General features: G+C 57.9%; 17 protein-coding genes and 3 tRNA genes. 4 read left to right on the top strand and 16 right to left on the bottom strand.

Going from position 1 to position 22,244, the window contains the following annotated elements; translation table 11 throughout:
- Nucleotides 1-158: 158 nt before the first annotated feature.
- From clpX to ACRER8_RS16330, 6 genes are all read right to left on the bottom strand, one after another.
- Complete coding sequence (clpX, locus tag ACRER8_RS16305) at nucleotides 159-1,442, bottom strand: ATP-dependent Clp protease ATP-binding subunit ClpX (RefSeq protein ID WP_062390606.1); 1,284 nt, start codon at nucleotides 1,440-1,442, stop codon at nucleotides 159-161.
- Between the two features lie 115 nt (nucleotides 1,443-1,557).
- Nucleotides 1,558-2,199, bottom strand: coding sequence for an ATP-dependent Clp endopeptidase proteolytic subunit ClpP (clpP, locus tag ACRER8_RS16310; RefSeq protein ID WP_110951827.1), 642 nt, complete (start codon nucleotides 2,197-2,199; stop codon nucleotides 1,558-1,560).
- Between the two features lie 91 nt (nucleotides 2,200-2,290).
- Nucleotides 2,291-3,601: a trigger factor gene (gene tig, locus ACRER8_RS16315; RefSeq protein ID WP_431747263.1), complete on the bottom strand. Its 1,311-nt coding sequence runs from the start codon at nucleotides 3,599-3,601 to the stop codon at nucleotides 2,291-2,293.
- 373 nt (nucleotides 3,602-3,974) lie between these two features.
- Nucleotides 3,975-4,059: transfer RNA gene (locus tag ACRER8_RS16320), tRNA-Leu, on the bottom strand.
- Nucleotides 4,060-4,115: 56 nt separating this feature from the next.
- Nucleotides 4,116-4,191, bottom strand: a tRNA-His gene (locus ACRER8_RS16325).
- 39 nt (nucleotides 4,192-4,230) lie between these two features.
- Nucleotides 4,231-4,307 (bottom strand) — tRNA-Arg (locus ACRER8_RS16330).
- 309 nt (nucleotides 4,308-4,616) lie between these two features.
- Here ACRER8_RS16330 and folD point away from each other — a divergent pair.
- Nucleotides 4,617-5,471 (top strand): bifunctional methylenetetrahydrofolate dehydrogenase/methenyltetrahydrofolate cyclohydrolase FolD, encoded by an 855-nt coding sequence (gene folD, locus ACRER8_RS16335; protein WP_431747264.1) that lies wholly within the window; start codon nucleotides 4,617-4,619, stop codon nucleotides 5,469-5,471.
- Between the two features lie 228 nt (nucleotides 5,472-5,699).
- Here the strand turns inward: folD and ACRER8_RS16340 are convergent, their stop codons facing one another.
- The 6 genes from ACRER8_RS16340 to ACRER8_RS16365 form a co-directional block, all read right to left on the bottom strand.
- Complete coding sequence (locus tag ACRER8_RS16340; RefSeq protein ID WP_431747265.1) at nucleotides 5,700-7,472, bottom strand: ABC transporter substrate-binding protein; 1,773 nt, start codon at nucleotides 7,470-7,472, stop codon at nucleotides 5,700-5,702.
- A gap of 155 nt (nucleotides 7,473-7,627) precedes the next feature.
- On the bottom strand, nucleotides 7,628-7,900 hold the full coding sequence (locus tag ACRER8_RS16345) for a DUF2160 domain-containing protein (protein ID WP_431747266.1): 273 nt from the start codon (nucleotides 7,898-7,900) through the stop codon (nucleotides 7,628-7,630).
- A gap of 11 nt (nucleotides 7,901-7,911) precedes the next feature.
- Nucleotides 7,912-8,730 carry a carbohydrate ABC transporter permease gene (locus ACRER8_RS16350; RefSeq protein ID WP_431747267.1) on the bottom strand — a complete coding sequence of 273 codons (819 nt, stop codon included), beginning with the start codon at nucleotides 8,728-8,730 and terminating at the stop codon, nucleotides 7,912-7,914.
- Nucleotides 8,731-8,740: 10 nt separating this feature from the next.
- Nucleotides 8,741-9,607: a carbohydrate ABC transporter permease gene (locus ACRER8_RS16355; protein WP_431747268.1), complete on the bottom strand. Its 867-nt coding sequence runs from the start codon at nucleotides 9,605-9,607 to the stop codon at nucleotides 8,741-8,743.
- Complete coding sequence (locus tag ACRER8_RS16360) at nucleotides 9,600-10,730, bottom strand: ABC transporter ATP-binding protein (RefSeq protein WP_431747269.1); 1,131 nt, start codon at nucleotides 10,728-10,730, stop codon at nucleotides 9,600-9,602. Before ACRER8_RS16360 ends, ACRER8_RS16355 begins: the two co-directional genes overlap by 8 nt.
- Nucleotides 10,730-11,824 carry an ABC transporter ATP-binding protein gene (locus tag ACRER8_RS16365; protein WP_431747270.1) on the bottom strand — a complete coding sequence of 365 codons (1,095 nt, stop codon included), beginning with the start codon at nucleotides 11,822-11,824 and terminating at the stop codon, nucleotides 10,730-10,732. Before ACRER8_RS16365 ends, ACRER8_RS16360 begins: the two co-directional genes overlap by 1 nt.
- Nucleotides 11,825-12,167: 343 nt before the next feature.
- On the opposite strand from ACRER8_RS16365, the gene ACRER8_RS16370 reads away from it, so the two are divergent.
- Nucleotides 12,168-14,000, top strand: a complete 1,833-nt coding sequence (locus ACRER8_RS16370) for a sigma-54-dependent Fis family transcriptional regulator (RefSeq protein ID WP_431747271.1) — start codon at nucleotides 12,168-12,170, stop codon at nucleotides 13,998-14,000.
- 394 nt (nucleotides 14,001-14,394) lie between these two features.
- Here ACRER8_RS16370 and cysS read toward each other — a convergent pair whose 3' ends face one another.
- Both cysS and ACRER8_RS16380 read right to left on the bottom strand, forming a co-directional pair.
- Nucleotides 14,395-15,777, bottom strand: coding sequence for a cysteine--tRNA ligase (gene cysS / locus ACRER8_RS16375; RefSeq protein WP_431747272.1), 1,383 nt, complete (start codon nucleotides 15,775-15,777; stop codon nucleotides 14,395-14,397).
- A 9-nt stretch (nucleotides 15,778-15,786) separates the two neighbouring features.
- The gene (locus ACRER8_RS16380; RefSeq protein ID WP_431747273.1) at nucleotides 15,787-17,487 is read right to left on the bottom strand and encodes a glutamine--tRNA ligase/YqeY domain fusion protein; all 1,701 of its coding nucleotides are present in this window, start codon (nucleotides 17,485-17,487) and stop codon (nucleotides 15,787-15,789) included.
- Nucleotides 17,488-17,927: 440 nt separating this feature from the next.
- On the opposite strand from ACRER8_RS16380, the gene ACRER8_RS16385 reads away from it, so the two are divergent.
- Together ACRER8_RS16385 and lpxH are read left to right on the top strand one after the other, a co-directional pair.
- On the top strand, nucleotides 17,928-18,431 hold the full coding sequence (locus ACRER8_RS16385) for a peptidylprolyl isomerase (RefSeq protein WP_296181191.1): 504 nt from the start codon (nucleotides 17,928-17,930) through the stop codon (nucleotides 18,429-18,431).
- Nucleotides 18,428-19,192 carry a UDP-2,3-diacylglucosamine diphosphatase gene (lpxH, locus tag ACRER8_RS16390; protein WP_431747274.1) on the top strand — a complete coding sequence of 255 codons (765 nt, stop codon included), beginning with the start codon at nucleotides 18,428-18,430 and terminating at the stop codon, nucleotides 19,190-19,192. The genes ACRER8_RS16385 and lpxH overlap by 4 nt, the downstream gene beginning before the upstream one ends.
- A gap of 164 nt (nucleotides 19,193-19,356) precedes the next feature.
- Here lpxH and ACRER8_RS16395 read toward each other — a convergent pair whose 3' ends face one another.
- Nucleotides 19,357-20,889, bottom strand: a complete 1,533-nt coding sequence (locus tag ACRER8_RS16395; RefSeq protein WP_431747275.1) for a DHA2 family efflux MFS transporter permease subunit — start codon at nucleotides 20,887-20,889, stop codon at nucleotides 19,357-19,359.
- A 63-nt stretch (nucleotides 20,890-20,952) separates the two neighbouring features.
- On the bottom strand, nucleotides 20,953-22,236 hold the full coding sequence (locus tag ACRER8_RS16400; RefSeq protein WP_431747276.1) for an efflux RND transporter periplasmic adaptor subunit: 1,284 nt from the start codon (nucleotides 22,234-22,236) through the stop codon (nucleotides 20,953-20,955).
- Between the last annotated feature and the right edge of the window lie 8 nt (nucleotides 22,237-22,244).

Here is a 22,244-nt window from a genome sequence, read left to right on the forward strand (position 1 = left end):
AGGCCATGGACAGATATAAATGGGCTGAAAACCAAGATGGGGGTAGCTACCCAAAAAAACAAGCGTTGGTTCGAGTTAATGCGAAAGAGGCGTTGAAACGCGAAAAGGGCCCGAGGGCCCTTTTCGTTTTCCAGTCGCCCGGCGCGAAGCCGCGAGGCTTACGCGTCCGGAGCTGCCTTGGCAGGCGGCTCGCTGTTTTCGTAGATCAACAGCGGCTTGGAAGTTCCTTCGATGACGCTCTCGTCGATCACCACTTTGCTCACGTCGGTTTGCGACGGGATTTCATACATGGTGTCGAGCAGTACGCCTTCGAGGATGGAGCGCAAACCGCGGGCACCGGTCTTGCGCTCCAGCGCGCGACGGGCAACCGACTTGAGCGCGTCAGTGCGGAATTCGAGGTCCACACCTTCCATTTCGAAGAGCTTGCCGTACTGCTTGGTCAAGGCGTTCTTCGGCTCGGTCAGAATCTGCATCAGCGCAGCTTCGTCCAGCTCATCCAAGGTCGCCAGCACTGGCAGACGGCCCACGAATTCCGGGATCAGACCGAACTTGACCAAATCGTCAGGCTCGACTTCACGCAGGGACTCGCCCACCTTCTTGCCCTCTTCCTTGCTGCGAACTTCAGCGTTGAAGCCGATGCCGCCTTTGGTAGAGCGATTCTGGATGACCTTTTCAAGGCCGGAGAACGCACCGCCGCAAATGAACAGGATGTTGCGCGTGTCCACCTGCAGGAATTCCTGCTGTGGATGCTTGCGACCGCCCTGCGGCGGAACGGAAGCCACGGTACCCTCGATCAGTTTCAGCAAAGCTTGTTGCACGCCCTCGCCGGAAACGTCCCGGGTAATCGACGGGTTGTCGGATTTGCGCGAAATCTTGTCGATTTCGTCGATGTAGACAATACCCATCTGGGCCTTCTCGACATCGTAATCGCATTTCTGCAACAGCTTCTGGATGATGTTTTCCACGTCCTCACCCACGTAACCGGCTTCGGTCAGGGTGGTGGCGTCGGCGATGGTGAACGGTACGTTGAGCAAACGTGCCAGCGTTTCGGCCAGCAGGGTCTTGCCAGAGCCCGTTGGGCCGATCAGCAGGATGTTGCTCTTGCCCAGTTCAACGTCGTCATTTTTCTTGTCGCGCTGGTTCAGCCGCTTGTAGTGGTTGTACACCGCTACTGCGAGAACCTTCTTGGCACGCTCCTGACCGATAACGTACTGGTCAAGGATGCCGCTGATTTCTTTCGGCGATGGTAATTTATGCGCGCTGCTTTCTGCCTGTGCTTCCTGCACCTCCTCGCGGATGATGTCATTGCACAGGTCGACGCACTCGTCACAGATAAATACCGAGGGGCCGGCAATCAACTTGCGTACTTCATGCTGGCTTTTGCCGCAGAAGGAGCAATAAAGCAGTTTGCCGTTGTCCTCGCCGTTGCGGGTGTCAGTCATTCGATCGATCCAATCCGGTAGGCTTGCAACACAAGATGAAGGCAATTGCGGGCTTTTTCAAGTCCGCAGGTAGCAGGGAGATCCTCGCCACCTGGGATTACTGCCTATCAAGCAATCATTTGATCATTTGACGTTTGTCGAGCACCGCATCCACCAAGCCGTATTCAGCAGCGCGTTCGGCGCTCATGAAGTTATCGCGGTTGGTGTCACGCTCGATGGCTTCCAGCGACTGACCGGTGTGGTACGCCAGCAGCTCGTTCAGACGCTGACGAATGTACAGGATTTCCTTGGCGTGAATGTCGATGTCCGACGCCTGCCCCTGGAAACCGCCCAGTGGCTGGTGAATCATCACGCGGGAATTGGGCAGGGCGAAACGCTTGCCCTTGGCACCGCCCGCCAGCAGGAACGCGCCCATGCTGCAGGCCTGACCCATTACGGTAGTCGAAACGTCCGGTTTGATGAACTGCATGGTGTCGTAGATCGCCATGCCCGCAGTCACCGAACCGCCTGGAGAGTTGATGTAGAGATGGATGTCCTTGTCCGGGTTTTCCGCTTCAAGGAAGAGCAGCTGCGCCGAGATCAGGTTGGCCATGTAATCTTCAACCGGACCGACAAGGAAAATGACGCGCTCCTTGAGCAGGCGGGAATAGATGTCATAGGCGCGTTCGCCACGGGCGGACTGCTCGATAACCATCGGGACCAAGCCGCCAGCGGCCTGGATGTCAGAGTTCTGCTGAATATAAGAATTGCGGGACATGTCTCGCATTCACTCCCAAATAGTCATGTCTTGAATACGCATAAGCCAGCGCGAAGGCTGGCTTATGGTGTTTTCGAACGAGAGAAAGAAATCAGTCGGCTTGTGGAGCTTCTACCGGCTTGACTGCTTCTTCGTACGAGACCGCTTTGTCGGTCACGCTCGCTTTCTGCAAAACAGTATCCACAACTTGTTCTTCAAGCACAACCGAACGCACTTCGTTCATCTGCTGTTCGTTCTTGTAGTACCAAGCGACTACCTGCTCTGGCTCCTGATAAGCGGAAGCCATTTCCTGGATCAGCTCGCGAACGCGGACTTCATCAGGCTTGAGATCGAACTGCTTGACCACTTCAGCAACGATCAGACCCAGCTCGACGCGGCGCTTGGCCTGCTCTTCGAACAGCTCGGCCGGCAGTTGGTCAGGCTTGATGTTGCCGCCGAACTGTTGAACGGCCTGAACACGTAGACGGTTCACTTCGTTTTCCAGCAGAGCCTTAGGCACTTCGATCGGGTTGGCGGCCAGCAGACCGTCCATTACCTGATTCTTGACTTTGGACTTGATGGCCTGACGCAGCTCGCGCTCCATGTTCTTGCGAACTTCGGTGCGGAAGCCTTCGATACCGGTTTCCTTGATGCCGAACTGATTGAAGAAAGTTTCGTTCAGTTCAGGCAGGGTCGGTGCCGAAACGCTGTTGACAGTGACGGTGAATTCGGCGGTTTTGCCAGCCAGCTCCAGATTCTGATAATCCTCTGGGAAGGTCAGGTTCAGAACGCGCTCTTCACCGGCCTTGGCGCCAACCAGGCCGTCTTCGAAGCCAGGGATCATGCGGCCCGAGCCCAGTACCAGCTGAGTGCCAGTAGCCGAACCGCCAGCGAATGCTTCGCCGTCGATCTTGCCCACGAAGTCGATGTTCAACTGGTCTTCGTTTGCGGCGGCGCGCTCGGCCACTTCAAAACGGACGTTCTGCTTGCGCAGGATTTCCAGCATGTTGTCCAGGTCGGAATCAGCGACGTCAGCGGACAGACGCTCGACGGAAACGGACTCGAAACCGGCAACGGAGAATTCAGGGAACACTTCGAAAGTAGCGATGTACTCGAGGTCCTTGCCTTTCTCGAAGGTTTTTGGCTCGACGGAAGGCGCGCCAGCCGGGTTCAGCTTTTGCTCTACGACAGCTTCGTAGAAGGTCGACTGGATCAGGTCGCCCAGTGCTTCCTGACGAGCACCGTCTTCGTAACGCTGGCGGATCACGCTCATAGGCACTTTGCCAGGGCGGAAGCCCGGGATCTTGGCTTTACGTGCGGTCTGCTGCAGACGCTTGTTGACTTCGGTCTCGATGCGCTCAGCTGGCACGCCAATGGTCATGCGGCGCTCGAGAGCGGAAGTGTTTTCAACAGAAACTTGCATGGATATTCCTCGTTGCACAGACGTTAGCCGGCCGTTTCCGACCCCAGAATCAAGGGCAAGCATTCTAGTGGGTCAAACTCAAGAAGTCACCCTACCGAAGAAGGGTAAATACACAGGAATGCAACCAGCGAAGAGACCAAGAAGATTCAGACCACCGCGAGCGGTCTGGAACGCACCTTGCGCGCACCTATATAAAGGAAGCGAAGCACGACCGAATATCGATCCCATCGCTGGAAACATCCCGGGAAAGCACGCCATCTATTACCTGGCGAAACTCTACCCGCATGAAACCAATACTCTGAAACAAAAAAAGCCGCACTAGGCGGCTTTTCGATCCCTGCGAATGCGCTAGGCATCTCTCAAGGTTTGTAGCTGGTGCGGACGGAGAGACTCGAACTCTCACACCTTTCGGCGCTGGAACCTAAATCCAGTGTGTCTACCAATTCCACCACATCCGCGTATGAGGCGCTTAAGGCAAAGGCGCCAGACTATGAATCTGGCGCCTTTTCGAATATGGGGTGGACGATGGGGATCGAACCCACGACAACAGGAGTCACAATCCTGTGCTCTACCAACTGAGCTACGCCCACCATATTGCGTTGTAACTACTTGTGCCAAAGCTGCCTTAATGGCGCACCCGGCAGGACTCGAACCTGCGACCATCCGCTTAGAAGGCGGATGCTCTATCCAGCTGAGCTACGGGCGCTTGGTTAATTTGCATTCTTGCGACTACAAATTAAGAGCTTTCAATCACGCTGAGCCGATTTGAACTCTACCTGACTTAATCAACCTTTCGACCTGATTAACCGCTTCCGGCTTATCCTGTGTGGGGTTGTGCCCGACAAGTGCGACGAATCTTATAGACGGCCTCGAAGGTCGTCAACACTTTTTTCTAAAAAATTCAGTTAATTAAAGGGGTTAGCTTATTAAGCGGACCAATCGCCTTTGCCCTTGCGTCTGGTCATGCGAGAATGCGCGCTCTTTTTCCCTCCCTTCCGATGGTTAATCACGCGTAATGACTGCAAAACTAATAGACGGCAAAGCGATCGCAGCCAACCTGCGCCAGCAGATCGCCCAACGAGTCGCTGAACGTCGCGAGCAAGGGTTGCGCACGCCGGGCCTCGCGGTGATTCTGGTCGGCAGCGACCCCGCCTCTCAGGTTTACGTCTCGCACAAACGCAAAGACTGTGAAGAGGTCGGCTTCATCTCCCGGGCCTACGACCTGCCCAGCGAAACCACTCAGACCGCGCTGACCGACCTGATCGACAGCCTCAACGATGACCCGGCCATCGACGGCATACTGCTGCAATTGCCTCTGCCCGAGCATCTCGAGTCGTCCAGCCTGCTGGAGCGCATCCGTCCGGACAAGGATGTCGACGGTTTCCACCCTTATAATGTCGGCCGCCTCGCCCAGCGCATCCCGCTGCTGCGTCCCTGCACCCCGAAAGGCATCATGACCTTGCTGGAAAGCACCGGCGTCGATCTGTACGGCAAAGATGCGGTGGTCGTGGGCGCTTCCAACATCGTCGGCCGCCCAATGGCCATGGAACTGCTGTTGGCAGGCTGTACCGTCACCGTGACTCACCGCTTCACCCAGGATCTGGCGGGCCATGTCGGTCGCGCCGATCTGGTGGTCGTGGCGGCGGGTAAACCGGGGCTGGTGAAAGGCGAGTGGATCAAGAAAGGCGCGATCGTCATCGACGTAGGCATCAATCGTCAGGACGACGGCAAGCTGGTAGGCGACGTGGTCTACGAGACCGCCCTGCCCCGCGCTGGCTGGATCACCCCGGTGCCAGGCGGCGTAGGCCCAATGACCCGCGCCTGCCTGCTTGAGAACACTTTATACGCGGCAGAGACACTGCACGGCTAAGCCACAGGCGCATGAATGAAAAACGGCACCCTACCTGGGGTGCCGTTTTTGGTTGTCGAGGTAAATTAAATCTACAAATAACCTGTGGGAGCGAATTCGTTCGCGATTTGCCAGTACATCCGACACATCTGCATCGCCAGGAAAACATTTTCGCGAATAAATTCGCTCCCACGGGGATTTGCCCACTGATCGTTGGTCTGCAAAAACAACGATCAGTGTTCCAACGCGTTACTTCTTCGCAGCTTCCCAGCTTTTCAAGAGATCGGAATATGCGATGGTTTCGCCCTTCGGTTTCTCGTTGGCCAATTTTCGCTGCGGCGCGAGGAATTTGCCGCCACTTTGTTCAGCCTTGCTGTACCACTCTTCCGCCGAGGTTTCCGGATTCATCTTCGGTGCACAACCGCTGGCATCCTGAACCTTGGAGCGTTCGATGCGGGTCATGATCGCATCCTGATCCTTGGCCAGACCATCCAGGGCCGCTTGCGCGGTCTTCTCGCCGGTAACTGCTTCAGCCACGTGACTCCACCACAGCTGTGCCAGTTTCGGGTAGTCCGGAACGTTGGTACCGGTCGGCGACCACTGCAGGCGGGCCGGGCTGCGATAGAACTCCACCAGCCCGCCTAGCTTCGGCGCCAGCGCAGTCATCTCCTTGGAGTTGATGTCCGATTCGCGAATCGGCGTCAGGCCAACGATGGTTTTCTTCAGCGAGACCGACTTGGAGGTCACGAACTGCGCGTAGAGCCATGCCGCGTTGCGTCTTTTCTCGTCGGAAGCTTTGAGGAACGTCCACGAACCCACGTCCTGATAACCCAGCTTCATGCCATCCTTCCAGTACGGGCCCTTCGGCGACGGCGCCATCCGCCATTTCGTCGTGCCATCGGCGTTCATCACCGGCAGACCCGGCTTGGTCATGTCGGCGGTGAACGCGGTGTACCAGAAAATCTGCTGCGCGACGTTACCCTGAGACGGAACCGGACCTGACTCGGAGAAGGTCATGCCCGCAGCTTCCGGCGGTGCATAGGCTTTGAGCCAGTCGATGTATTTCTGGGTCGCGTAAACAGCCGCCGGGCCATTGGTGTCGCCGCCGCGAGTGATGCTGGAGCCGACCGGATGGCAATCCTCGACACGGATACCCCACTCGTCCACTGGCAGACCGTTCGGCAGCCCCTTGTCGCCGCTGCCGGCCATGGAGAACCAGGCGTCGGTGAAGCGCCAACCCAGGGAAGGGTCTTTCTTGCCGTAGTCCATGTGGCCATAGACTTTCTTGCCGTCGATTTCCTTGACGTCTTCGCTGAAGAACTTGGCGATGTCCTCATACGCCGACCAGTTCACCGGGACGCCCAGCTCATAACCGTATTTGTCCTTGAACTTTTTCTTCAGCTCAGGACGTTCGAACCAGTCGGCGCGGAACCAATAGAGGTTGGCGAACTGCTGGTCAGGCAACTGATACAGCTTGCCGTCCGGCGCGGTCGTAAACGAGGTGCCAATGAAGTCCTTGAGGTCCAGAGTAGGCGATGTGACCTTGGCGCCTTCGGGGCTGGCCATCAGGTCTGTCAGCGACAGCGCCTTGCCGTAGCGGAAGTGTGTACCGATCAGGTCGGAGTCGTTGACCCATCCGTCATAGATACTCTTGTCGGACTGCATGGCCGTCTGCAGCTTCTCGATGACATCCCCTTCCTGCAGCAGGTCGTGGGTCACCTTGATGCCGGTGATTTCAGTGAAGGCCTTGGCCAGGGTTTTCGACTCGTACTCATGGGTGGTCAAGGTTTCGGAAACCACTTTGATGTCCATGCCGCGGTACGGTTCGGCTGCCTTGATGAACCACTCCAGTTCCTTGAGCTGGTCAGCGTCGGACAGGGTCGTCGGCTTGAACTCGCTGGCCGCCCACTTCTTCGCGGCGTCCTCGTACTGATCCGCCCACGCCGAAACGCTCAAACCGCTGAGCATCACCATCGTCGCTACCGTCACACTATGTCGCAGCTTGTTTTTCTTATTGAACATAGACACCTCCAGTGTTGATTCTTATGTAGTCCCGCGTTTCAACCCGTTTTGCTTCTTTTGCAGGAGCGCGCCCGGCCAGTGTCAGTCGACACTTTCTTCGCAAACGAACCCCCTTTCGGGCAAGCGCGCTTCTACGGTTTTTAGCCGCTCCTTTCTCAACCCCAACGCATCACCATCAACAGCCAAATCAGGGACAGCCCGGAGGCGACCCAGATGTTCCAGTCGGTCGCACCAATCACCAGCAAATGCAGGTAGGCGCTGCCGAGAAGACCGATGAACAGCCGGTCGCCACGGGTGGTGGCAATCGGCAGAAAACCGCGACGTTCGATGCTCGCCGAACGCAGTTCCCAGACAGTCATCGCAACCAGAATGGTGGCGATGGACGCAAAGAAAATGGCGGTCGGCAGTGTCCAGGACATCCACTCCATTTTTCGACTCCTCAGACACGACCAAGGGCAAAACCCTTGACCACGTGATTGCGAACGAACCAGATCACCAGCATGCCGGGCAGGATGGTCAAAACCCCCGCCGCCGCCAGCACGCCCCAGTCGATCCCCGATGCCGACACCGTGCGCGTCATGACCGCGGCGATCGGCTTGGCGTTGACCGATGTCAGGGTCCGCGCCAGCAACAGCTCGACCCAGGAAAACATGAAGCAGAAGAACGCCGTCACACCGATGCCCGAGCCAATCAGCGGGATGAAAATCTTGCCGAAGAACTTGGGGAAGCTGTAACCGTCGATGTAGGCCGTTTCGTCGATCTCCTTGGGAACCCCAGACATGAAGCCTTCGAGAATCCACACTGCCAGCGGTACGTTGAACAGGCAGTGCGCCAATGCCACCGCGATGTGGGTATCAAACAGACCGATGGACGAGTACAGCTGGAAAAATGGCAGCAGAAACACTGCCGGTGGCGCCATGCGGTTGGTCAACAGCCAGAAGAACAAGTGCTTGTCGCCAAGGAAACGATAGCGGGAAAACGCATAAGCGGCAGGCAAGGCCACGCTCAGCGATATCACGGTATTCAGACAAACGTAGTACAGCGAGTTGATGTAGCCGCTGTACCAGCTCTCATCGGTGAAGATCACCTTGTAGTTGGCGACGGTAAAATCTTGAGGAAACAGCGTCAGGCCGCCGAGGATTTCGGTGTTGGTCTTGAACGACATGTTCACCAGCCAGTAGATCGGCACCAGCAGAAACAGCAGGTAGATCCACAACGACACGATTTTCTTCAACGGCAGTTTTTCGCGCTTGTTCATGGGCCGCTCCTCAGTTCTTTTCGCCGTGGGTCATCGCGGTGTAGAACACCCATGACACCAACAGAATGATCAGGAAATACACCAGCGAGAAGGCCGCCGCCGGACCCAAGTCGAACTGGCCGAGCGCCATGGTGGTCAGGGTCTGACTGAGGAAGGTCGTTGAGTTGCCGGGGCCGCCACCGGTCAATACAAACGGCTCGGTGTAGATCATGAAACTGTCCATGAAGCGCAGCATCACAGCGATCAGCAGCACACTCTTCATCTTCGGCAACTGGATATGTCGGAACACCGCCCAGTTCGATGCCCGATCGATGCGCGCCGCCTGGTAGTACACATCCGGAATCGCCCGCAAACCCGAATAGCAGAGCAGCGCCACCAGCGAGGTCCAGTGCCACACGTCGATGACCAGCACCGTCACCCAGGCGTCCGAGGCATTGGCCGCATAGTTATAGTTGATATGCAGAACATTGTTCAGAAACCACCCCAGCAAGCCAATGTCGCCACGGCCGAAGATCTGCCAAATGGTGCCGACCACGTTCCACGGAATCAGCAGCGGGATGGTCATCACGATCAGGCACAGCGACGACCAGCGACCCTTGGTCGGCATGGTCAGGGCGATGCCAATACCCAGCGGGATCTCGATCAGCAGCACACAGAACGAGTAGATGAACTGGCGCAACAGCGAGTCATGCAGCCGCGGGTCCTGCAGCACCTGCCTGAACCAGTCGGCGCCTACGAAGTAACGGCTGGACTGGTCGAAAATATCCTGCACCGAGTAGTTGACCACGGTCATCATCGGAATGATGGCGCTGAACGCCACCAGCAGAAACACCGGCAATACCAGCCACCAGGCCTTGTTGTTCTGCACTTTACTCATGGGGCACCTCGCTGGCCGGCGTCTGATTCGCAGCGGCTTCCAGCAGAAATTCATCGGCATAAAGCATCAGCCATTGGGCCGGGAAACTGATCCAGGCCTGACCCTGCGGCACCGGTTTGTCTTCCTGCAGGCGCACCTTGAGCGACTGTCCCGCCAGGTTCAGGGTGAGGATCTTGTAGGTGCCCAAGTCCTCGACGTAGGTCACGTCGGCACACATGGCGTCGTCGAACGGGCCGTCCCAGACATGCACGAATTCCGGCCGAATGCCGACCTTGAGCGTGTTCCACTGAGTTGCCGACAGGCGCTGCTGCAGGGCGTCGGGCAGCGGCAGATGAATACCGCCGAAACCGACACCACCCGCCTCAGGCCTGACTTCGATGAGGTTCATGCCGGGGCTGCCGATGAAGTAGCCGACGAAAGTGTGATGGGGTTTTTCGAACAACTCGCGCGGCGTGCCGAACTGCACGATCTGGCCGCCGTACATCACCGCGATCTTGTCGGCGAAGGTCGAAGCTTCGAGCTGATCGTGGGTGACGTAGACCATGGTGATGTTGAATTGCTCGTGGATCTGCTTGAGCTTGCGCCGCAGTTTCCACTTCAGGTGCGGGTCGATCACGGTCAGCGGTTCGTCGAACAGAATCGCCGACACGTCGTCGCGCACCAGCCCGCGGCCCATGGAAACCTTTTGTTTCTCGTCGGCGGTGAGGTTCTTGGCTTTCTTTTTCAGCAGCGGTTGCAGGTCCAGCACATCGGCGATTTCCTGCACCTTAGCCTGAACTTTCGCGTCGGCCATGCCCTGATTGCGCAGGGGAAAAGCCAGGTTGTCGTACACCGTCATGGTGTCGTACACCACCGGAAACTGGAAAACCTGAGCGATGTTGCGCTGCTCCGGCGACATGTCGTTTACCACCGTGGAGTCGAACATCACCTTGCCTTCCGAGGGGCTGAGCAATCCGGAAATGATGTTGAGCAAGGTCGACTTGCCGCACCCGGATGGCCCGAGCAAGGCATACGCCCCGCCCTGCTCCCAGACGTGGGTCATTTCGCGAATCGCGTAATCTTCAGGGCCACTGGGGCTTGCGCTATAGCTATGCGCGAGTTGTTGCAAACGGATCTCGGCCATCAGGCAACCCTCGCCATGCGCAGGCCCGGCGCCTGGATAAGGCCGCCCTGCTGATCGAATACGAACAATTTATGAGTCGGGATGTACACGCGGATCGGCGTATCGACGTCGTACTCGTGCACCCCCGGCAAATGCAGCACCAGCGAGAAATGCTCGTTGCGCACATGCAGGAAGGTCTCCGAGCCGCTGATTTCAGCCAGCTCCACAGTCACCGCCAGTTCCAGATCGTCGTCATTGGATGGCACCAGACTCAGATGGCTGGGGCGCACGCCAAAACCATAATCGCCATCGCCGATCTTGCGCAGGTCGACGTTGAGCGGGAAATGCACGAAGTTGGCGAAGCTCACTTCGTTGCCGTCGATGCGCCCCGGCATCAGATTGATCGGTGGCTCGGAGAACAACTCGGCGGCCAGCACCGTTTTCGGCTGGTGATAAACCTCCGGGGTCTTGCCGCTCTGGATCAGCCGTCCTTCATGCAGGATCGTCGTCGTCCCGCCCAGCGCCAGCGCTTCATTGGGCTCGGTGGTCGCATATACGGCGATGGTGTTGCGGGTTTCAAACAGCTGGCGCATTTCCTGGCGCAGTTCTTCGCGCAGCTTGTAGTCGAGGTTGACCAAGGGCTCGTCGAACAGAATCAGCTCGGCGTCCTTGACCAGCGCGCGTGCCATGGCCGTACGTTGCTGCTGTCCACCGGACAATTCCAGCGGGTAACGGGATAGGAATTTTTCTATCCGCAGCATCTTCGCGGTTTCCCGCACGCGGCCTTCGATTTCGTCTTTTGACATCTTCGCCTGACGCAAGGGCGAGGCGATGTTGTCGAAAACCGTCATGCTCGGATAGTTGATGAACTGCTGATAAACCATGGAAACATTGCGATGGCGCACAGCGATCTGTGTGACATCTTTGCCATTCATCAGTACTCGGCCGCTGTCTGGCTTGTCCAGGCCGGCCATCAAGCGCATCAGGCTGGTCTTGCCTGATAAGGTGCGCCCCAGCAATACGTTGAATGAGCCGGGTTCGAAGCTCAGCGAAGCATCGTCGATCCAGATCTGACCGTCGACTGCGCGGCTGACGTGCTCAAGCGTGAGAGACATGGCGTGCCCTTTTTATTTGTCTTGTTCGGGGTATGACGTGATTGGGTCATAAACACCGGTCGGGAAATTCGATGACCGCTTGTTGGATAGCGACAATCGTGCCAATCGATCTTCGCTAGCGAACAGACGCCCGTATGGCCCTATCTAGAGCGGTCGCGCTAAATCCCGAGGTAAATCAATATTCGTTGATGAACATAAATGAACAGGAAAGGCTGAACACCTGAACAAAATGAACATTGACTTTGAACAATCCTGAACAACAATGGATGAACGATTCGAGCACCGATGCTTCGCCAAAGCCGTATCTCAAAAACAATAAAAGCTCGCGCACGGACACATGCCCATGGCCATACCCGCCACATCCATCGCTCACGACACCATCATTCAGGACTCCTGGGCGCGCTGCCGTGAATTCGGCCTCGATCACCAGTCCAGCCCTGCCTTTGGCCGTTTGCCTGAACAGCAGGTTTCCCAATTGCTGGAGCGCCATCACGCGCTGGTGCAGACCACGCATCAACAAGTGCTGCCTTTCTACGAAAACATCCTCAGCAATTCCAACTGCCTGATTCTGCTGGCCGATCAGCAAGGCCAGGTGCTCAACTCGTGGGGCACCAAGCGCTTCGTCGAACCGGATCAGCAAAAAGGTTTTGTGGCGGGGGCCAGCTGGCTTGAACGGGGCGTCGGCACCAATGCCATCGGCACCGCGCTGGCGTGCGAACAGGCTGTTCACATTGAACACGATGAACACTTTCTCAAGGCCAATCGCTTCATGACCGGTTCGGCGGCACCGATCTTCGATGCTTCCAGGCGAATGATCGCGGTGCTCGACGTGTCCAGCGACAGCTTCCTGCCGCCGTCCCACACCCTGGGGATGGTGAAGATGATGAGCCAGACCATCGAAAACCGGCTGATCCTCGACCAGTTTCAGAACGGCTATTTTCAGCTGACTTTCAACACCGGCCTGAACAATCTCGACAGCCAATGGGCCGGGCTGCTGGTGTTCGATGAAAGCGGACGCATCCTCTGCGCCAATCGCCGCGCCGACAATCTGTTGGGGGTGAGCCTGCTGCAGGTGAATATCGAGAACCTGTTCAAAGCGCCGATCGCGCACTTGCTCGCTCAACAGGAGGGCCAGCCCTTTGCGCTGCAGGCCTCGGGACATAACCGTTTTCATGGCCTTATTAAACGGCCGAAAGCGCCGGTGCTGAAATTCCGGACCGTGGCCACGCCAAAGAAAGCCGAAACTCCAATGCCGGGTTTCGCCGATGAGAAGGTGGCGAAGGCGGCGCGTCAGGCGCAGCGTCTGTTGGAGAAGAATGTCCCGTTGCTGATTCTTGGCGAGACCGGCGCGGGCAAAGAGGTGTTCGTCAAAACCCTGCATCGGGCCAGCTCCCGGGCCGATCAGCCATTCATTGCTGTCAACTGCGCGGCGATCCCCTCGGAATTGGTCGAAGCCGAGCTGTTCGGCTACGAAAAAGGCGCTTTCACCGGCGCTCACCATAAAGGCAGCATCGGCCTGATTCGCAAGGCCGACAAAGGCACCTTGTTTCTCGACGAAATCGGCGACATGCCCTTGCCGGTTCAGGCTCGACTGCTGCGGGTGTTGCAGGAGCGCTGCGTGCAGCCGTTGGGCAGCAGTGAATTGTTTCCGGTGGATATCCGGATCATTTCAGCGACTCACTGTTCATTGCGCGCACAGGTACAAAGCGGGCGGTTTCGGCAGGATCTCTATTACCGCATCAGTGGTTTGAACCTTGAACTGCCGCCGCTTCGGGAGCGCACGGATAAGGCGGAACTGGTGTGGGCAATCTGGGAGCAGCATCGCGAACCTCAGCAGACCGCGGGATTCGACGCTTCAGTGCTGGCGCTGTTCGAACGGCATCCGTGGCCCGGCAATTTACGTCAGTTGAGCAATGTGATTCAGGTGGCCCTGGCTCTGGCCGAAGATCAAGCGATTGCCGCCGAGCATTTGCCGGAAGATTTCTTTGCCGATCTGGAAACGGACAGCGAGAACGACGAACCGGATACCGTCTTCAATCGCAAGGCTGCGCTGGATACGCCAGAGGAATTGAACGAATTGCTGCAGGCAACTGGCGGGAATATTTCGCAGTTGGCCAAGCAATTGGGGGTAAGCCGCAATACGCTGTATAAGCGCTTGCGTGAGCAAGGGTTCTAGGCCCTGGGCCAGACCAAATGCGCACCTATCGTTGAAATGCGAGCCCTGTAGGAGCCGGCTTGCTGGCGAACACGTTGGATCAGAAGCATAAATATCGACTGACCCACGGCGTTCGCCAGCAAGCCGGCGCCTACAAGAACGCATTATCAATGCATGGAAAGCAGCCAGGCGAACGCTGATCGTTCCCACGCTCTGCGTGGGCGTCGACTGTGATGCAGAGCGTTTGAGGATGCATTCCGACGCGGAGCGTGGGACCGATCATCCAAAGACTGGCGCGTCCGGTCCGGCGTCATCGCGAATGAATTCGCTCCCACAGTTGAAATGCGATCAACCTCTGGGAGCGAATTCATTCGCGAATCAATGTAACAGCCGCTGATGTATCAAGATCTGATCATCAATCCGCCAACCGCCAGGTCGTCCCGCCCTTCCCGTCTTCCAGCACCACGCCCAAGGCGGTGAGCTGGTCGCGGATGCGGTCGGATTCGGCCCAGTTTTTGTCGGCGCGGGCTTGCAGGCGCGCGGCGATCAGCGCTTCCACTTGTGCTGCATCGACACGACCTTCGGCACCTGCACGCAGGAAGTCGTCGGCTTCGAGTTGCAACACGCCCAGCACGCTGGCGAGCTGCTTCAAACGCGCCGCCAGCCCTGCCGCCGCCGTGACATCGCTGTCACGCAGACGGTTGATCTCGCGCACCATTTCGAACAACACAGCGCAGGCTTCCGGCGTACCGAAGTCATCGTTCATGGCCGCGGAGAAACGCTCGACGAATGCTTCACCACCCACGGGCTCGGCAGCTGGCAGACCTTTGAGCGCGTGGTAGAAACGTTCCAACGCGCCCTTGGACTCTTTCAGGCTGTCTTCGGAATAGTTGATCGCGCTGCGATAGTGGCTCGACACCAGCAGGTAACGCACCACTTCCGGATGGTATTTATCCAGCACGTCGCGAATGGTGAAGAAGTTGTTCAAGGACTTGGACATCTTCTCGCCATTGATGCGGATCATGCCGCAATGCATCCAGGCATTGGCGTAGGTCTTGCCGGTGGCCGCTTCGCTCTGGGCGATTTCGTTTTCATGGTGCGGAAATTCCAGATCGCTGCCGCCGCCATGAATGTCGAAGGTCTCGCCAAGGCAGCAGGTGGACATCACCGAGCACTCGATGTGCCATCCCGGACGTCCCGGACCCCACGGCGATTCCCAGCTCGGCTCGCCCGGCTTGACGCCTTTCCACAGCACGAAGTCCAGCGGATCGTCTTTTGCTTCATCGACTTCGATCCGTGCACCGATGCGCAAATCTTCGATCTTCTTGCGCGACAGCTTGCCGTAGCCGAGGAATTTGCCGACGCGGTAATACACGTCGCCATTGCCTGGCGCATAGGCATAGCCCTTGTCGATCAGGCTCTGGATCATGTCGTGCATGCCGCCGATGTAGTCAGTGGCACGCGGCTCCATGTCCGGTTTAAGGATATTCAGGCGCGCTTCGTCCTCGTGCATCGCGTCGATCATGCGCGCGGTCAAGGCATCGAACGCTTCACCGTTTTCACGGGCGCGGTTGATGATCTTGTCGTCGATGTCGGTGATGTTGCGCACATAGGTCAGGTCGTAGCCGCTAAAACGCAGCCAGCGGGTAACCAGATCGAACGCCACCATGCTGCGGCCATGGCCCAGGTGGCAGTAGTCGTACACAGTCATGCCGCAGACATACATGCGCACCTTGTTGCCATCCAGCGGCTTGAAGACTTCTTTGCTCTTGGTCAGCGTGTTGTAAATAGAAAGCACGACGATTCCTTATTGGCCCCAGGAGTCACGCAGGGTCACCGTCCGATTGAATACCGGTTGACCTGGTTTCGAGTCCTTCGCGTCAGCGCAGAAATAACCTTCGCGTTCAAACTGGAAACGGTCTTCCGGCGCTGCTTCACCCAACGACGGTTCAGCGCGACAACCGGTGAGGACCTGCAAGGAGCCTGGATTGATGTTGTCCAGGAAGGTCTTGCCCTCTTCTGCCTTTTCCGGGTTTGCGGACAAAAACAGGCGATCGTACAGACGCACTTCACACTCAATGCTTTCAGCAGCCGGCACCCAGTGGATCACGCCCTTTACCTTGCGGCCTTCAGGGTTCTTGCCCAAGGTCTCCGGATCGTACGAGCACCGCAGCTCGACGATGTTGCCGTCGGCGTCCTTGATTGCCTCATCGGCACGGATCACGTAGCTGCCGCGCAGGCGTACTTCACCGTTCGGCTCCAGACGCTTGTAGCCTTTCGGCGGCTCTTCCATGAAGTCATCGCGGTCGATGTAGATTTCACGGGAGAACGGCAGCTTGCGCACGCCAAGCTCTTCCTTCTGTGGGTGACGCGGCAGTTCGAGGTGATCGACCTTGTCTTGCGGGTAGTTGGTGATGACGACCTTCAACGGACGCAGCACGCACATGGCGCGCGGGGCGTTGTGATCCAGGTCCTGACGGATGCTGAATTCGAGCATGCCGAAGTCGACCACGCCATCGGAACGGTTGGTGCCGATCATTTCGCAGAAGTTGCGGATCGACGCCGGGGTGTAACCGCGACGGCGGAAGCCCGACAGGGTCGACATGCGCGGGTCGTCCCAGCCATTGACGTGCTTTTCATCGACCAGTTGCTTGAGCTTGCGCTTGCTGGTGATCGTATAGTTCAGGTTCAGACGCGAAAACTCGTACTGGCGCGGCTTGCACGGCACCGGCAGGTTGTCGAGGAACCAGTCGTACAGCGGACGATGGCTTTCGAATTCCAGAGTGCAGATCGAGTGGGTGATGCCCTCGATGGCGTCCGACTGACCGTGGGTGAAGTCGTAGATCGGGTAGATGCACCACTTGTCGCCGGTCTGGTGGTGATGGGCGTGGCGGATGCGGTACAGGATCGGATCGCGCAGGTTCATGTTCGGCGAAGCCATGTCGATCTTGGCGCGCAGCACGCGGGCGCCATCTTCGAACTCACCGGCCTTCATGCGGGCGAACAGGTCTAGGTTTTCTTCGACGCTGCGCTCACGGAACGGGCTGTTCTTGCCCGGTTCGGTCAGGGTGCCTCGATATTCACGGGCCTGTTCGGGGGTCAGGTCGTCGACATAAGCCTTGCCGGCCTTGATCAGCTCGACCGCCCAGTCGTGCAACTGATCGAAATACTGCGAGGCATAACGCACTTCACCGGACCACTGGAAGCCCAGCCATTTGACGTCGCTTTCGATGGCATCGATATATTCCTGGTCTTCCTTGGCCGGGTTGGTGTCATCGAAACGCAGATGCGTGACGCCACCGAACTCCTGAGCCAGACCAAAGTTGACGCAGATCGACTTGGCATGACCGATGTGCAGGTAGCCGTTAGGCTCCGGCGGAAAACGGGTCACGATCTTGGTGTGCTTACCCGAATCCAGGTCTGCCTGCACGATAGGGCGCAGGAAGTTGGTTGGAATTGCAGGGCCTGCCTTTGAATTCGCAGCGGCGTCTTGAGTGGGCTTGCTCATAGGATCCTTGAAAACCTAACAGTCTTGGCCAGGGTAGGCCGAATAAATCAAAGCGCCTATCATAGCCGAAGCTGTCAAGGCCCTGACAGCGTGCAGTGACAAAACTGCCGAGATACGCCGCAGGTCATCTAAGCGGCGACCGGGTTTGTACGAAAAGTCGTCGAACGAAGGCACGGCAAGGCTAGGCAAAGGCAAAAACAGGCGAGCAAGCGGAGTTGAGGCGCTCGATGAACATGGTGAGCCTGTTTTTAACGTAGCCTGGGACGCGTAACGCCGAAGGCGCTCAGCCCGCAGACACTTTTCGTACAAAGCTAATCGCAACTTCCCGTTGTGCGACCTGCCTCTGTAAACTGCGCGCCTGGGTGAAATCGCTGGCTCTTTTACGCCGTAAGCCGCGATCGACACGTCCAACCACGAATTTCAAAAGAGCGACTTAGAACATGTCCAAAGTAAAACTGACCACCAACCACGGCGACATCGTCCTGCAACTGAACGCTGAAAAAGCGCCGATCACTGTCGCCAACTTCATCGAATACGTGAACGCCGGCCACTACAGCAACACCGTATTCCACCGCGTCATCGGTAACTTCATGATCCAGGGCGGCGGTTTCGAACCAGGCATGAAAGAAAAGAAAGACAAGCGTCCAAGCATCCAGAACGAAGCCGACAACGGCCTGCCGAACAAGAAGTATTCGGTCGCCATGGCCCGTACCATGGAACCGCATTCCGCTTCCGCTCAGTTCTTCATCAACGTCGCTGACAACAGCTTCCTGAACCACAGCGCCAAGACCGTTCAAGGTTGGGGCTACGCGGTGTTCGGTGAAGTGGTCGAAGGTTCGGACGTGGTCGACAAAATCAAAGGCGTCGCCACTACTTCCAAGGCCGGTCACCAGGACGTTCCCGCCGAAGACGTGATCATCGAGAAAGCCGAGATCGTTGAGTGATATTGCTGATCTCCGATCTGCATCTGGAAGAAGGACGCCCGGACATTACCCGGGCGTTTCTGGATCTGCTAAGTGACCGGGCCCGTGGCGCCGAGTCGCTGTATATCCTCGGGGATTTTTTCGAAGCCTGGATCGGCGATGACGCGATGTCGCCCTTCCAGCGCTCGATCTGCGAAGCCCTGCGAGCATTGAGCGACAGCGGTACGCAAGTGTTCCTGATGCATGGCAATCGCGACTTCATGATCGGCCAGGCCTTTTGCAAGGCCGCTGGCTGCACCCTGCTCCGCGACCCGAGTGTCGTGCGCTTCAATGGCGAGCCGGTGTTGCTGATGCACGGCGACAGCCTGTGCACTCGCGATGAAGCCTATATGCGCATGCGCCGCTATTTGCGCAATCCACTGACTTTATGGGTTTTGCGGCACCTGCCCTTGAGCACCCGGCACAAGCTGGCGCGCAAATTGCGCAGCGAAAGCCGCGCGCAGACCCGCATGAAAGCCAACGATATCGTCGACGTGACGCCGGAAGAAGTCCCGCGGATCATGTCCGAATACGGGGTGAAGACCCTGATCCACGGTCACACTCATCGCCCGGCGATCCACAAGCTGCAGATCGGCGCCGACACCGCACAACGGATCGTGCTGGGAGATTGGGATCGTGAAGGCTGGGCACTGCAGATCGACGAACAGGGGTTTCAATTGACCTCGTTCGGGTTTGTGCAGGAACAGCCGTTGACGATCGGACATAGCGAAAGCCAAAGCTGAATGCGCTGAATCGTCTGGCGCAAAAACCTGTGGGAGCGAATTCATTCGCGAGAGGGCCGTGCAGCCAATGAAAACGTGTCGGCTGCACCGCCCTCTCGCGAACGAGTCGCCCCTACAGGGGATCTGCGAACATCAAAACATGGGCGGCGTGTCCGAGAGCGAACTCAATGCCCCGCTCCAGGCCCGGCCTTGGCGGCGAATGGTGGTTTGGCCATCCAGATCACCAGGATCAGCGCAAAGAACAACCAACCCATCATGTAGAAGTATTCCACCGTCGACAGCATGTACGCCTGGCTGGTGACCATCCCGTCGAGTTGCGCATAGGCCTGATTGCTGGCACCGCCCATCATGTCCAGCGCGTGTCGCGTGGTGGGTTCGTAGTTGTTCACGCTCTCGCTGAGGTACGCATGGTGCATGTTGGCCCGGCGAATCCAGATCCAGGTAGTCAGCGACGCCGCGAAACTGCCGCCCAGATTACGCAGGAAGGTCGCAAGCCCCGAGCCATCGGCGATCTGCGAAGGCGGCAGGTCCGACAGCAGGATACTCAGGGTCGGCATGAAGAACAGCGCGATCCCCGCCCCCATGAACAGCTGCACCAGCGCAATGTGTTCGAAATCCACCTGACTGGTGAAATTCGAGCGCATGAAGCAGCTCAGGCCGATGCCGAAGAACGCCAGCCCCGCCAGCAGCCGCAGGTCGACTTTGGGAGCGTATTTACCCACGAACGGCGACAGCAGAACCGGCAAGATGCCCAGCGGCGCCACGGCCAACCCGGCATAGGTCGGCGTGTAGCCCATCTGCGTCTGCAACCACTGCGGCAGAATCAGGTTGATTCCGAAAAACCCGGAATAGCCCAGCACCAGACAAATGGTACCCACCCTGAAATTGCGGAAGGAAAACAGCCGCAAGTTGACCACCGGGTGTTCGTCGGTCAACTCCCAGATCACGAACGCAGCCAGCCCAATGGCCGAAATGACCGTGCCAATGATGATGAAGTTGGAAGAGAACCAGTCCAGGTCGTTGCCCTTGTCGAGCACGACCTGCAAGGCGCCTACGCCGATGATCAAGGTGATCAGCCCGACATAATCCATGGGTTGGCGGGTGATGTTCACGGGCCGCGCCGCCAATTGCGTGCGCACCACGATGGCGGCGAACACGCCGATAGGCACGTTGATGAAGAAGATCCAGGGCCAGGCATAACTGTCGGTAATCCAGCCCCCGAGGATCGGCCCGGCGATGGGGGCTGCTACGGTGACCATCGCCAGCAGTGCCAGTGCCATCCCCCTTTTCGCCGGCGGATAGACCGCGATCAGCAGCGTCTGCGCCATCGGGTAGAGCGGCCCCGCCACCAAACCCTGTACCACGCGAAAGCCCACGAGCTCAGGCATCGACGTGGAAATACCGCACAGAAACGAGGCGATCACGAACAGCAGCGTCGCCCATATAAACAGTTTCACCTCACCGAAACGGCGACTCAGCCAGCCGGTCAGCGGCAATGCGATGGCGTTACTCACCGCAAACGAGGTAATGACCCAGGTGCCCTGATCCGAACTAACCCCCAGGTTGCCGGAAATCGTCGGCAAGGCGACGTTGGCAATGGTGGTGTCGAGCACCTGCATGAAAGTCGCCAGCGACAGGCCAATAGTGCTCAACAGAAGGCTTGGCGGCGTAAAAGAAGCGGGAGCGTTGTTACTCATCGCGAATCCTTTGACACTCGAAAAGCGTCCCGGCCCGCAAGCCGGAACGAATGGATTGGCGAATCAGCGTTGTACCGTCTTGCTCGGGCCGGATGCGCTGTTTTCATGAATCAGGCGGGTGATCAATGCGTCGGCCTCGCCCAGCTGTTTGGTGTAAACGTCAGTGGTGTACGACGCCTGCTTGGGCGGCTGCTGTGCCAGCACCGGGCCGCTCTGATCGTGCAGGTTGACGTCGACCACGGTGGACAGCCCGATACGCAACGGATTCTGCGCCAACTCGTCTGGATTGATGTGAATCCGCACCGGAATCCGTTGCACGATCTTGATCCAGTTACCGGTGGCGTTCTGCGCGGGCAGCAAGGCAAACGCACTACCCGTACCGGCACCAACGCTGTCGACGGTGCCGCTGTACTTCACATCGCTACCGTAGAGGTCCGCCTCGATGTCCACCGGCTGACCGATGCGCATCTTGCCCAGCTGAGTTTCCTTGAAGTTGGCGTCAATCCACAGCTGATTCAGGGGAATCACCGCCATCAGCGCGGTGCCAGGCTGGACCCGTTGACCCAGTTGTACGGTGCGCTTGGCGACATAGCCGGTAACCGGCGCGATCAGCGTGCTGCGCGCGCTTGTCAGGTAGGCCTGACGCAATTGAGCGGCCGCCGCCTTCACGTCCGGGTGCGAGGACACCTGAGTGTCGTCGACCAATGCCGTACTGGTCACCAATTGCTGCTGGATGTTGTTCAGAGCGTTTTGCGCGCTGGTCAGGTCATCCTTGGCGTGGGACAGCTCCTCCTGAGAAATCGCCCCGCCCGCCGCCAGATTGCGACGACGGTTGAAGTTGTCCTGAGCCCTTTGCACTTCGGCGCGTTGCGCCGCGAGTTGAGCCTTGATGCCGTCGACGTTGCTGTACAAGCCGCGCACCTGACGCACTACCTTACCCAGATTGGCCTCGGCGCTCTGCTGCGCGACTTCGGCGTCGTTGGGATCGAACTGCACCAGCACCTGGCCTTCGCGAACCAGATCGCCATCGTCGGCACCGATGCTGACGACCGTACCGGTCACTTGCGGGGTGATTTCCACCACGTTGCCGTTGACGTAGGCGTCGTCGGTGCTCTCGCTCCATTGACCCCAGATTTCATACCAGGCCCAGACACCCAGCCCGCCGAGAATCACGATTACCGCCAGACCGATCAGCAGTAGCTTGCGCTTGCGCGGGTTCTTTTGCGGCTTGCCCGATTTGTCATCCTGCTTGGTGTCCTGTTGCTTGGTGTCCTGTTGTTTGGCATCCGCGCCCTGGGCGTCCTTTTGTTCGTTTGCAGCGTTGTTTTCGTGAGTGGCAGTGGCCATGACGATTA

This window comes from Pseudomonas sp., from assembly GCF_050739935.1.
Lineage (GTDB): Bacteria > Pseudomonadota > Gammaproteobacteria > Pseudomonadales > Pseudomonadaceae > Aquipseudomonas.